Raw genomic sequence first — 12824 nt, forward strand, 5'->3', positions numbered from 1 at the left:
CGTAACTATAACGGTCCTAAGGTAGCGAAATTCCTTGTCGGGTAAGTTCCGACCTGCACGAATGGTGTAACCATGGCCACGCTGTCTCCACCCGAGACTCAGTGAAATTGAAATCGCAGTGAAGATGCTGTGTACCCGCGGCTAGACGGAAAGACCCCGTGAACCTTTACTACAGCTTGGCACTGAACATTGAACCTACATGTGTAGGATAGGTGGGAGACTTTGAAGATGAGACGCTAGTTTTGTTGGAGTCGTCCTTGAAATACCACCCTTGTAGTTTTGATGTTCTAACGTTGGCCCCTGAATCGGGGTTACGGACAGTGCCTGGTGGGTAGTTTGACTGGGGCGGTCTCCTCCCAAAGAGTAACGGAGGAGCACGAAGGTTGGCTAAGTACGGTCGGACATCGTACGGTTAGTGTAATGGTAGAAGCCAGCTTAACTGCGAGACAGACACGTCGAGCAGGTACGAAAGTAGGTCATAGTGATCCGGTGGTTCTGAATGGAAGGGCCATCGCTCAACGGATAAAAGGTACTCCGGGGATAACAGGCTGATACCGCCCAAGAGTTCATATCGACGGCGGTGTTTGGCACCTCGATGTCGGCTCATCACATCCTGGGGCTGAAGTCGGTCCCAAGGGTATGGCTGTTCGCCATTTAAAGTGGTACGCGAGCTGGGTTTAGAACGTCGTGAGACAGTTCGGTCCCTATCTGCCGTGGGCGTTTGAGAATTGAGAGGGGTTGCTCCTAGTACGAGAGGACCGGAGTGAACGAACCGCTGGTGTTCGGGTTGTCATGCCAATGGCATTGCCCGGTAGCTACGTTCGGAACTGATAAGCGCTGAAAGCATCTAAGCGCGAAGCAGGCCTCGAGATGATTTCTCACTAGACTTTTAAAGTCTCTGAAGGGCCGTTGAAGACTACAACGTTGATAGGCAAGATGTGGAAGTGGTGTGAGCCATTAAGCTAACTTGTACTAATTACCCGTGAGGCTTAACCATACAACGCCAAACGCGTTTTGTGACAGTGAAAGCGACAGAAGTTAATAACTAAAGTAGATATTACTTAAAGAATTAAAAAATATTATCAGATATTTTCCAAATTTATGAGGTGACTCTTAGCGCGCAGCGTTAACATTGAGGCACCTTGCGTAAAGGAAAAAGAAGCACTACGTGCTTATCATTAATCCTTTGCACCAAATTTGCTTGGTGACAATAGCGTTTTGGACCCACCTGACTCCATGCCGAACTCAGTAGTGAAACGAAACAGCGCCGATGATAGTGTAGCATTTGCTATGTGAAAGTAGGACATTACCAGGCTTCAAATTGTAGAAAGCCCGACTAGCAATAGTCGGGCTTTTTTACGTCTGCAGAAAAGTAGAATACGCACAATTAATACACATTCATCCAGCATCAATTACGTAATTTGGGAGGGCCCGACGTTAAAAGCATATTTAAAGACGTCGATACTACTTAATATTTCAGTTAGTAATAGAGCAGTATTTCACTTTAACTATCCACCGCTTTGGCTTCATGACACCACAATAGTTCAGATAAGAGAAACCCGTTACAGTACTGTGATGCTTTTTTACTATAAATACTAGAAACCATGGCGAACTCAGTCATGGCCGCTTCTATGTACTTTTATTATAGATAATGTGGCATTAGTTATTTCTAACACGATATTAAGAAGTGTTAAAGTACAGTTAGAAAATCTTTGTCTATCGCCACAATAAGTGAATTAAAGTGACATCATTAGCTTGTTTTAATAAAGGTACTCAGAGTGTTGTTAAGGCTATTTTAGCTTGTATTACTTCGTTAAAATCATACAAGCTTTCATTACTGGCTGTAACTTCTTGTAAGGGTAATCCTATAAATTTATAACTTAGTTAATAGTTATTAATTCTTCTTGTTTTAAGTAGCCATCTATATAGTCCAAGGCTAAAAAGTAAGGCGTTTGCTATACCCGATAATACCCATAAAACTCTAAGGGGATGGTTTCCAATAGTCCCATCATGAAGAGGGTGTAGCCAATTTTTGACTTTAGTCGCTGGGCTTTTATTATCAACGTTAAATACACTTATGATTTCAGCTGAATTTGCATTTATTTCGACATAGCTGTGGGGAAAACGATGAGATGGGTCATTAGTTGTTTGTAATCTAAATCGATATACAGCGTTACTAGATGAAGGTGTTTCAATCCAAGCAAGCCTTGCGCTAGGCATAGCTTTTTGTGCTAATTCAATTGCATCGGATAGCAATATATAGTTTTTTGGTTTTATTACTGTTGTAGTAGGTTTTTCAATTTTACCTAATAATGCTGTGATTATCGGGTCGGTTTGATTTGGTATCGCTAGCATAATGCCAGTAATGGTTAAAACGAGTAGAGGTAGAATAAAGCATAACCCTATAAACTTATGCCAATCATATAATAGCCCAAGCTTAGTGCTACGGGCTTTGAATTTTAACGATCTAGCCCAGTAGCCTCTTTTTGGCCACCATGCCCACAATCCAGATAAAATAAGAATGAGAGTTCCTATTCCTATATAGCCAACAATTAATGTCCCAGTACTGCCTGTAAGTAATGAAAAGTGCAGGTTATATACCCAGGTTACAAAGTAATTTCCCCAAAAATCATCACGAATGATCTGTGTACCTATAGGGTTAAGCCAGACCATTAATGGAGCAAATGCTTGGCCTTTTGTCTCAATTGGTTTGTAGTATCGTGCAGGTATTACAGAGCCTGTAGCTGTATTTTCTAATCGCCAAGAGCCTAGTCTGCCTGGATACTTATATTTTAAAGTCGCGTAGGCTTCATCCCAGTTAATAGTATTACTGCTTTGAACACTTAATTTATTTAACTGTCCGTCAAGCTCTGGATAATAAACGAGTATAGAGCCTGACAAGGCGATTAATGTTAATAAGGCACCTATGGATATACCTAAATATAGATGTACTCTTCTAGCTATTTTTCGCCACGACAAGCTAAATATCATAAAACAACACCATATATGTACATGCTCAGAATAATTTAAATATTTGGCTATTTTATCGCGTTTTATGCGCATGAAGTGCGACATTATGTCGCAGTTTTTGATTGTATCTTAAAACAAAAACGCCAGCACTAGGCTGGCGTTTTAAAAGGCTTAAAGGCTAATTATGCTTTAGGGCCTGCATTTTTTATATCATCTGATACATCGTATTTAGCGAAGTTCTCAGTGAAGTCAGCCGCTAGTTTAGCTGCATATTCGTTATACTTTGCTTTATCTTCCCATGTATTAATTGGGTTAAGTAAGTTTGTATCAACACCTGGCACAGCTACAGGCACGTCTAAATTTAAAACATCAATATGCTGAGTTTCAACGCCAGCTAACTTTCCAGATACGATTGCATCGACTACTGCTCGTGTAGTTGGAATGTCAAAGCGCTTGCCTGTTCCGTAAGGACCACCGGTCCACCCTGTATTTACAAGGTATACTTTTGCGCCAAATTCACGAACTCGCTTCATAAGAAGCTCTGCGTATACACCTGCCGGGCGTGGGAAGAATGGTGCACCAAAACATGTAGAAAATGTTGATTCTATATCGCTTGTTGAACCGATTTCAGTAGAGCCTACCTTTGCTGTATATCCACTTAAAAAGTGAAAAGCTGCCGCTTCTTCTGATAATACAGATACAGGAGGTAATACACCGCTTACGTCACAGGTTAAAAATACGACTGCTTTAGGTTCGCCAGCGCGGTTTTCTACTTTACGTTTTTCTACGTGTTCAAGCGGGTAAGCTGCACGGCTATTTTGCGTTAAGCTAGTATCATTAAAATCTGGTATGCGTGACTCGTTCAATACTACATTTTCTAAAATAGTACCAAAGCGAATAGCATCCCAAATCACTGGCTCATTTTTTTGTGAGAGGTCGATACATTTTGCGTAACAGCCACCTTCAATATTAAACACGCTACCTGGTGCCCAGCCGTGTTCGTCATCACCAATTAAAAAGCGCGTTGGATCTGCTGAAAGTGTTGTTTTACCTGTACCAGATAAACCGAAGAATAATGCTGTATCACCAGCTTCGCCCACATTAGCCGAGCAGTGCATTGGTAATACACCTTTAGCTGGTAGTAGGAAGTTTTGAACAGAAAACATCGACTTTTTCATTTCACCGGCGTAGCGCATACCAGCTAATAAAACTTTACGCTGCGCAAAGTTAATAATAACGGTACCGTCGCTGTTTGTACCATCACGCTCTGGCTCACATACGAATGACGGTACGTTCATTACTTGCCATTGCGGTACATTAGAAGCGTTATAGTTTTGTGGTTCAATAAACATGTTTTTGGCAAAAATATGGTGCCACGCTGTTTCTGTAGTAACAACTACAGGTAGATAGTGTTCAGGGTCTGCGCCAACTTCTAGGTGAGAGGTGAAGTGGTCATTACTTTGAACGTGTGCTTCTACGCGAGCCCATAGAGCGTCAAATTTGTCTGCATCAAATGGGCGGTTTACGTTGCCCCATTGTATGTCATCTTGAGTAGATGCTTCTTGTACAATAAAACGATCTTTTGGTGAACGACCAGTTCGTTTTCCTGTAATTGCAACAAAAGCACCATTTGCGGCTAAAGTACCTTCGCCGCGGCGGATCGCATGCTCGACAAGTTCAGCTGCGGTTAAATCGACAAAACGTGTAGCGCCTGTAGTCATGTTTATACCTAACTATAATGTGTGAGAGTTTGAACGGGATAGCTCTGGGGTTATCAGTGCCCTTAAGCTGAAATTATAGTAACAGAAGGTTTTGAGATATTCGAGCCCGTAAAGCCCCTAAAAACACATATATTTGCTAAAAAACATGAATAATTTCAATGATACCGGTGTCAGTAAATTAACAAAATTCATGACACCGGTATCATCTTTTTATAATATAAAACCGCATATTTTTCGGCTTTGTATTTAGTTGTGGGATGAAACAGCTTATTTAGTTAAAAATATTTTTTACGTCTTGCTCATCAAAAATATATTCTTTTAAACAATAGTGACAGCTTATACTAACTGAGCCATTTTTAGCGACATCATCAAGTAGCGCTTGTTGCCCTACATTAACTAGCGCCGTAATTGTTTTTTCGCGGCTACAACCACATTTAAATGTAATTGCTTGAGGTTCGAATACACGAGGGTTGTCTTCATGATATAGACGCGTGAGTACTGTATTGGCATCAAGTTCTAATAACTCTTCATCTTTGATCGTGCTACTTAGTGCTTCTAAGTGGGCAAAGTCATCAATCGACTTTTGTTTATCTACTGGCAGTACCTGCAAAAATAAACCACACGCTTTAGCGTTACCTTCGCTAGTATCTGTTGCAAACCAAAGGCGCGTTTTTAGTTGCTCTGATTGCTCAAAGTAGCTTTCAATACACTCGCTTAAAGTATCATGCTCAAGAGGAACTATACCTTGATAACGCTCCCCATTTGTTGGAGTAATGGTAATGACCATATACCCTTTGCCTATCAATTCTTTTACCGTAGAGCCTGTTACTTCACTTTGCATACGGGCAATTCCGCGCATGTTTTGTTTATCGTCGCCATTAATTACTGCATATTTAACCGGGCCGTCACCTTGAAGTTGTACGGCTATCTCACCTTCAAACTTTAAGGTGGCTGTTAATAAACACGTTGCAACGAGTAACTCACCTAATAATGCCTTAACTGGCTGAGGGTAGTTATGATTGGCAATCATTTCGTTATAGGCGTTTTCGATTTGTACGAGTTCGCCACGAACATCGAGGTTGTCAAATAAATAACGGTGAAGTAGATCTTGTTGCATGAGCGGCTATACCTAACTTGATTTCATTTTTAAAAGTTCTCGCCTTTGCTTTTTATCTGGTTTTCTATCCGGATGAGGAGCAAAGAAGCTGTTATTTTTGCGAGCGATGGCGTTTTCTTCGCGTTTAGCAATACTTGCATCAGATTCTTGATACATGGTCTGTGCAATGGGGGCGCTTTGACGTTTTTCAAGCACAGAGAGTATAGTAATAAGCTTTTCATCTACGCCTTGAGCTAACTTTATTACTGCCCCAGGCTCAACTATTTTACTGGCCTTAGTACGTTGCCCATTATAATGTACTTTACCGCCTTGCACCATTTCGCGAGCAATAGCGCGTGTTTTATAAAATCGAGCGGCCCATAACCACTTATCTAATCGAACTTTTAGCACGTCAGTATGGTCTGAACCCGTATTAGCGTTACTTTTTTTACTCATAAGGTATTTTCCCACGTTTTTATAGCTTAAAATTTATCATGAAATCATCGTAGGATGAAGGTATTACACCACCCGTTTGTTTTTTGTACACTCTTGTAAACTAAATTTATTCTGTTTACAAAGTTTAATATTAGTGTGCTTGTTGAATGAAAAATGAAAGGGTACTATGGGTACGCGCTAACGCAGTAAATTAAAATAAGAACACTATATATGGAACAGCAACTCCAACAACTAAAACAATTTTTAACTCGTTTACCGCATGCTAAGTTAAGCGCATTGGTAACATTGTTAGTTGTTGTTTACCTTGCATTTTTATTATCAAAATTAGTTTGGCTTTTATGGCCTAGACCACCAGTCTCTCTGTTAACGCCTACTCATAATATTAATCAAACTTCGGGGACGAGCAACCGCTCAGTCCAGCATATTATTGAGCAATTTTTATTTGGTAAAAAAACTGTAACAAACAACAATAATACTGCGAAGCAATCGCAAGTGATCAACGATGCGCCAGAAACTCGCTTAAGTATAAACTTAACCGGTATTGTTGCTGTGAGTAACGATGATAAAGCGGGAGTCGCTATTATAGAGTCACAGGGTAAGCAAGTAAGTTACCTTGTGGAAGAGGTTATACTTGGTACGCGTGCAGAAGTAGCACAAATTTTGCCCGATCGCGTAATTTTAAGTGTGAGCGGTCGTTTTGAAACATTAATGTTAGACGGGCTCGATTTTACCAAAAAAGTGTCTATGCCAGTACTCGCTGCGCGCGAGGAGGCAGAAATGGGCCCGCAAAAAATACAGCCAAGTGAATTACAAATAGATGCTACTGCCGACCCTGAGGTAAAAGAAGCAATTATAGAAACACGTGAAGAGCTATTAGAAGAGCCAGGTAAGTTATTTGATTACATACGTGTTTCGCAAGCAATGAGCGACGGTGAGCTTATTGGTTATCGCTTAAGTCCAGGTAAAGAGCCTGAGCTATTTAAGCAAATGGGATTAAAAAATAACGATTTAGCTATTTCAATTAATGGCTACCAATTAACAGATTTAAAACAGGCCATGTCAGCCATTAATGAGCTGCGTAATAGCACAGATGCCAATATCACAATTGAACGTGATGGCGAACAAATAGATGTGCAATTTAGTCTGCAATAACTTAGCTTTGGAGTTTTAACATAATGGTTCAGGTGCTACACCTCAAAAAAATTAAAAAAGGGTTAGCTAAGTACGCAGCACTTTTTTTGGCGGCAAGTATTTCTTTGTCTGTTTCTGCTGTTGAATACGCTGCAAACTTTAAAGGTACAGATATCAACGAGTTTATTAATATTGTTGGTAAAAACCTAAATAAAACAGTGATCATTGACCCTAATGTACGTGGCAAAGTAAATGTACGTAGTTATGAGTTAATGGATGAGGCGCTTTATTATCAGTTCTTTTTAAATGTATTAGAAGTTTATGGCTATTCTGCTGTTGAAATGGACAACGGCATTATTAAAGTAGAAAAAAGTTCTGATGCTAAAAAATCAAATGTTCCCCTAATTACTGAAAATAGTGAAGCATCTGGCGATATGATGATCACCCGTGTTGTGCGCGTAAAAAATGTAAGCGTGCAAGAGCTAGGGCCATTAGTTCGTCAATTTAGTGATCAAAAAGATGGCGGCCATGTTGCTAACTTCAACGCGGCTAACGTAATGATGCTTACAGGGCATGCAGCGTCGGTAAATCGCTTAGTTGAAATTATTCGTTCAGTGGATCAAGCCGGTGACAAGCGCGTAGACATCGTTAAGCTTAAATATGCAACGGCAGATGATGTGGTTTCTGTTGTTGAAAACATCTACAAAGACAGTGGGAAAGGCAGCGTACCTGAATTCTTGATCCCTAAAGTAGTGGCTGATGGTCGAACCAATAGCGTAATTGTGAGTGGTGAAGGACAAGCTCGCACTCGTGCAATCGAGCTAATTAAGCGCCTAGATGGCGAACTTGAAAGCCAAGGTAATACAAAAGTATTTTACTTAAATTACGCAAAAGCCGAAGATTTAGTAAAAGTATTACAGGGCGTAAGTAAATCACTTGTTGATGATGCTCAAGGTGGAACAACTAAAACGCGCAGCCGTAATAGTAATGAAAGCAGCATAGAAGCACACCCAGATTCGAACTCACTTATTATTACTGCTCAGCCTGATGCAATGCGCTCATTAGAAAGCGTTATTGAAAGGCTTGATATTCGCCGTGCGCAAGTACTTGTTGAAGCCATTATTGTTGAAGTGATGGAGTCAGATGGTGTTAACTTAGGTACGCAGTGGATTTCTGAAGAAGGCGGTATGCTGCAGTTTAACAACGGCTCAACAGTACCTGTTGGGTCACTGGCGGTTGCCGCTGTTGAAGCGCAAGACACAACCACGACTCAAACAGTAATAGGCACAGAAAGTGGCTTAGTTACCAGTTACGATGAAACGTCAGAAGGTGATTATTCCGCACTTGCATCATTACTTAGTGGTGTAAATGGTTTGGCGTTTGGCTTAGTTAAAAACGACTGGGGCGCTATTATTCAAGCCGTATCGACAGATACTAACTCAAACATACTAGCGACTCCTTCAATTACGACCATGGATAACGAAGAAGCATCGATGATAGTAGGTCAAGAAGTACCTATTATTACAGGCTCTCAAACGGGTAGTAATAACGATAATCCATTTCAAACAATTGAACGCCAAGAAGTGGGTGTAAAACTTAAAGTCACTCCGCAAATAAATGATGGCTCAGCGGTACAATTATTAATTGAACAAGAAGTATCAAGTGTTAGTGGTGCAACTGCTGTTGATATTTCTGTTAATAAGCGTGCAATTACTACAACGGTTATGGCCGATGATGGCGGTATGGTTGTATTAGGTGGTCTAATTGATGAAGATGTACAAGAAAGTGTGTCTAAGGTGCCAATTTTAGGCGATATCCCAATTATAGGTCATTTATTTAAATCGACTAACACCACAAAACGTAAGCGTAACCTTATCGTATTTATTCGTCCGACAATCATTCGTGATGGCGTTAATATGAATAAGTTAAGCTTTAATAAGTATAATTTTATTCGCGGCGAGCAAATGAAAGAAAAAGAAGATGGCATAGAGCTTATGCCTAATTCAGATTCTCCTGTACTTCCGTCGTGGGATGATGAATTAATACTGCCGCCGACTTACGAAGAACATTTAAAAGCATTAAGTGCAAAAGAACGTGCAGAGCGTGAAGATGACTAGCGCGATAGAGCAAATAAACGAAGATGTGGTGCACCGTGTTCCAGAGCCACATTCTGACGAGTTATTAACAGCTAACGAATTAGTTGTGTTACCACCAAAGCGGTTACCGTTTTCATATGCCCGTCGGGCAGGTGTGCTACTGAGTAAAAATAACGAACACCCAGTGGTTTATTATCGTGGTGAGCTTGATGTTAACGTTTTATTAGAAGTGCGTCGTATAGCCGGAAGTGGTTTTACTTTAGAGCAGTTGCCAGATGATAAGTTTGAGCTTCTATTAGAGGCCGCCTATCAACGAGATAGCTCTGAAACTCAACAGATGATGGAAGACATTGGTAACGAAGTCGATTTATTTTCACTTGCCGATGAGCTCCCACAAACGGAAGACTTACTTGCAGGCGATGACGACGCGCCAATCATTAAGCTTATTAATGCCATGCTTAGTGAAGCAATTAAAGAAGGCGCCTCTGATATTCATATCGAAACCTTTGAGCAAGAGTTAGTGATTCGCTTTAGGGTCGATGGCGTATTAAAAGAGGTGCTTAAGCCAAACCGTAAACTTGCTTCGTTACTCGTCTCGCGTATTAAAGTAATGGCTAAGCTCGATATCGCTGAAAAGCGCATTCCGCAAGATGGTCGTATTAGCCTTCGTATTGCAGGACGTGCAGTTGATGTTCGTGTATCTACAATGCCATCGAGCTTTGGTGAGCGTGTAGTACTGCGTTTACTTGATAAAAACAACGCACGCTTAAATCTAGAAGATCTAGGCATGACGCCGCAAAATCGTGAATTGTTCGCCGATTTAATTAGTAAACCACACGGTATTATTTTGGTTACTGGCCCAACGGGTTCTGGTAAAAGTACCACTTTGTACGCCGGCATGAGCCAAATAAACTCGCGCGATCGCAATATTTTAACGGTTGAAGATCCAATCGAGTACGAAATTCCAGGTATTGGTCAAACACAAGTAAATACAAAAGTAGATATGACATTTGCACGTGGGTTACGTGCAATTTTACGTCAAGATCCCGATGTAGTAATGGTGGGTGAAATACGTGACCTTGAAACGGCTCAAATTGGTGTGCAAGCATCGCTTACTGGTCACTTAGTAATGTCTACGCTACATACAAATACAGCCTCAGGTGCAATTACTCGTATGGAAGATATGGGCGTTGAACCATTTTTACTTTCATCATCGTTACTTGGCGTACTTTCTCAGCGCTTAGTCCGTACCTTATGTAAATCGTGTAAGGAAGGACACATAGCTGACGAACGTGAATGCCAATTGCTAGGTGTACCGTTTGACAGTCAACCTACCATTTATCGTGCAGTAGGGTGTGAAGAGTGTAATTTCAATGGTTACAAAGGCCGTACAGGTATTCATGAGCTACTAGTTGTAGATGAAGCTATACGTGAAATGATCCACAGCGGTAAGGGCGAGCAAAGTGTAGAAAAATACATTCGCCAAAAAAGTCCAAGCATTCGTCAAGATGGCTGTAGCCGTGTACTTGCAGGTAAAACAACACTTGAAGAAGTACTGCGCGTTACCCGTGAGGAAGCCTAGTTATGGCGGCGTTTGAATACCGTGCGCTTGATAGTCGCGGAAAAGAAAAAAAAGGCATTTTAGAAGCCGATACAGCAAAGCAAATACGCCAAGTATTACGAGAGCAAAAGTTAACTCCGCTCGAAGTTGTACCCGCTGCGCAAAGCGATAAACAAGTTAAAGGCGAAAAAGCGCCACTACTTGGCAGCTTTTTTAAACCGACTATTTCAACGTCAGATCTTGCGCTTATTACTCGTCAATTAGCCACGCTTATTCAATCGGCATTGCCAGTTGAAGGCGCTGTTATGGCTGTTGCTGAGCAATGTGAAAAGCCGCGTTTAAAACGTATGCTCATGTCAGTACGTTCAAAAGTAGTAGAAGGTTATACGCTTGCTGATGGTATGAGCGAGTTTCCGCATGTATTTGACGATTTGTATCGTGCGATGGTAGCCGCAGGTGAAAAGTCTGGTCATCTCGATCAGGTACTTAACCGTCTTGCCGATTACACCGAACAGCGCCAACATATGCGTAGCCAAATAACGCAGGCCATGGTTTACCCCATTATTTTGGTAATATTTGCGATTGGTATTGTATCGGTATTACTTGGTACGGTTGTACCAAAAATATTAAAAACGTTTGAGAAAACCAAACAAGTACTGCCATGGACAACCGAGTGGGTAATGGCTGGCAGTCACTTTGTGCAAAATTATTGGTTTATTAGTTTAATCGCGATTACCGCAATTGCTATTGGTATTAAGCACGCGCTTAAACAGCCTAAAATACGCTTTTGGTGGGATGATAAAGTACTGCACATGCCAGGTATTGGTAAAGTGGCGCGTGGTATTAACACTGCTCGTTTTGCACGTACGTTAAGTATTTTGTCGTCAAGTTCTGTGCCGCTACTCGAAGGCATGCGTATATCAGGCGGCGTATTAGTTAACGAAAAAATTAAAAAAGCAGTCGGCGATGCCTCCGACAGAGTAAGTGAAGGCGCGAGTTTAAGAGCGGCTCTTCAACAAACTAAGTTGTTTCCACCAATGATGCTGCATATGATAGCCAGTGGTGAAAAATCAGGTGAGCTTGAACAAATGTTAGAGCGCGCCGCTAACAACCAAGACCGAGAATTTGAAAGTATGGTTAACGTATCGCTTAAATTACTTGAGCCTGCAATGATTGCCTCAATGGCTGTTATTGTATTGTTTATAGTAATGGCAATACTGCAACCAATAATGGCGATGAACAAAGCTGTAGGGCTTTAATAAGTTTTTATATATTAATGATTTTACCTAAATCATTTTTGCTTAGTGTTTTTAGAATAACGAGGTATTTACGTGAATAAACAATCAGGTTTTTCTTTATTAGAAGTAATGGTGGTACTAGTTATCATCGGGATGATTATGTCAATTGTTGCGCCTAATATTATGGGCCAGCAAGAAGAGGCTGCTATCGATAAAGCGCATTTAGATATTCAACAACTTGAAGATGCTATGAGCTTGTATAAGCTTAAAAATAAAAGCTACCCAAGTACAGAGCAAGGCTTAGAAGCGTTAGTTAATAAAACAAGCATTGAGCCAATTCCTAAACGCTTTCCTGATGGCGGCTTTATTAGCGAGCTTCCAGATGATCCGTGGGGTAATACGTATCAGTTAATTAGCCCAGGCGAAATTGGCAAGTTTGATATTTTTTCTATGGGCCCAGATGGCGAAGTAGGCACTGATGATGACATCGGTAACTGGGATGAAGACAAACAATAATGTCTAAATACGCTTTTATGTATAAATACCCAACTGCTC

Annotated in this window: 9 protein-coding genes and 2 rRNA genes (1 of these 11 cut by a window edge); 7 read left to right on the forward strand and 4 right to left on the reverse strand. The window is 40.9% G+C overall.

Annotated features, from left to right (window positions below; genetic code table 11):
* Together ALFOR1_RS01240 and rrf are read left to right on the forward strand one after the other, a co-directional pair.
* Positions 1-997, forward strand: a 23S ribosomal RNA gene (locus tag ALFOR1_RS01240); it begins 1893 nt to the left of the window's first position.
* Between the two features lie 203 nt (positions 998-1200).
* Positions 1201-1315 (forward strand): 5S ribosomal RNA (rrf, locus tag ALFOR1_RS01245).
* Between the two features lie 569 nt (positions 1316-1884).
* Here rrf and ALFOR1_RS01250 read toward each other — a convergent pair.
* The 4 genes from ALFOR1_RS01250 to hslR form a co-directional block, all read right to left on the reverse strand.
* Positions 1885-3063 carry a PepSY-associated TM helix domain-containing protein gene (locus ALFOR1_RS01250; RefSeq protein WP_227006956.1) on the reverse strand — a complete coding sequence of 393 codons (1179 nt, stop codon included), beginning with the start codon at positions 3061-3063 and terminating at the stop codon, positions 1885-1887.
* Positions 3064-3152: 89 nt separating this feature from the next.
* Entirely contained in the window at positions 3153-4691 is a 1539-nt protein-coding gene (locus ALFOR1_RS01255) for a phosphoenolpyruvate carboxykinase (RefSeq protein WP_058548238.1), read from the reverse strand.
* A 271-nt stretch (positions 4692-4962) separates the two neighbouring features.
* On the reverse strand, positions 4963-5808 hold the full coding sequence (hslO, locus tag ALFOR1_RS01260; RefSeq protein ID WP_058548237.1) for an Hsp33 family molecular chaperone HslO: 846 nt from the start codon (positions 5806-5808) through the stop codon (positions 4963-4965).
* A gap of 12 nt (positions 5809-5820) precedes the next feature.
* Positions 5821-6243: a ribosome-associated heat shock protein Hsp15 gene (gene hslR / locus ALFOR1_RS01265; protein ID WP_058548236.1), complete on the reverse strand. Its 423-nt coding sequence runs from the start codon at positions 6241-6243 to the stop codon at positions 5821-5823.
* A 210-nt stretch (positions 6244-6453) separates the two neighbouring features.
* Here hslR and gspC point away from each other — a divergent pair, with 210 nt between their 5' ends.
* The 5 genes from gspC (at position 6454) to gspG (ending at position 12785) form a co-directional block, all read left to right on the forward strand.
* A complete protein-coding gene (gene gspC / locus ALFOR1_RS01270) occupies positions 6454-7395 on the forward strand; it encodes a type II secretion system protein GspC (protein WP_058548235.1) in 942 nt (313 codons plus the stop codon).
* A 23-nt stretch (positions 7396-7418) separates the two neighbouring features.
* Positions 7419-9491 (forward strand): type II secretion system secretin GspD, encoded by a 2073-nt coding sequence (gene gspD, locus ALFOR1_RS01275; protein ID WP_058548234.1) that lies wholly within the window; start codon positions 7419-7421, stop codon positions 9489-9491.
* Positions 9484-11052, forward strand: coding sequence for a type II secretion system ATPase GspE (gene gspE / locus ALFOR1_RS01280; protein WP_058548233.1), 1569 nt, complete (start codon positions 9484-9486; stop codon positions 11050-11052). The genes gspD and gspE overlap by 8 nt, the downstream gene beginning before the upstream one ends.
* A gap of 2 nt (positions 11053-11054) precedes the next feature.
* The gene (gspF, locus tag ALFOR1_RS01285; RefSeq protein WP_104641806.1) at positions 11055-12290 is read left to right on the forward strand and encodes a type II secretion system inner membrane protein GspF; all 1236 of its coding nucleotides are present in this window, start codon (positions 11055-11057) and stop codon (positions 12288-12290) included.
* Between the two features lie 72 nt (positions 12291-12362).
* A complete protein-coding gene (gene gspG / locus ALFOR1_RS01290; RefSeq protein ID WP_058548231.1) occupies positions 12363-12785 on the forward strand; it encodes a type II secretion system major pseudopilin GspG in 423 nt (140 codons plus the stop codon).
* Positions 12786-12824: the final 39 nt, after the last annotated feature.

It is taken from the genome of Pseudoalteromonas carrageenovora IAM 12662, from assembly GCF_900239935.1.
Lineage (GTDB): Bacteria > Pseudomonadota > Gammaproteobacteria > Enterobacterales > Alteromonadaceae > Pseudoalteromonas > Pseudoalteromonas carrageenovora.

Coding starts and splice junctions, on each gene's coding strand:
- ALFOR1_RS01255 (WP_058548238.1), bottom strand. CDS start 4,691: ATGACTACAGGCGCTACACGTTTTGTCGATTTAACCGCAGCTGAACTT.
- gspE (WP_058548233.1), top strand. CDS start 9,484: ATGACTAGCGCGATAGAGCAAATAAACGAAGATGTGGTGCACCGTGTT.
- ALFOR1_RS01250 (WP_227006956.1), bottom strand. CDS start 3,063: ATGCGCATAAAACGCGATAAAATAGCCAAATATTTAAATTATTCTGAG.
- gspC (WP_058548235.1), top strand. CDS start 6,454: ATGGAACAGCAACTCCAACAACTAAAACAATTTTTAACTCGTTTACCG.
- gspF (WP_104641806.1), top strand. CDS start 11,055: ATGGCGGCGTTTGAATACCGTGCGCTTGATAGTCGCGGAAAAGAAAAA.
- hslR (WP_058548236.1), bottom strand. CDS start 6,243: ATGAGTAAAAAAAGTAACGCTAATACGGGTTCAGACCATACTGACGTG.
- gspD (WP_058548234.1), top strand. CDS start 7,419: ATGGTTCAGGTGCTACACCTCAAAAAAATTAAAAAAGGGTTAGCTAAG.
- hslO (WP_058548237.1), bottom strand. CDS start 5,808: ATGCAACAAGATCTACTTCACCGTTATTTATTTGACAACCTCGATGTT.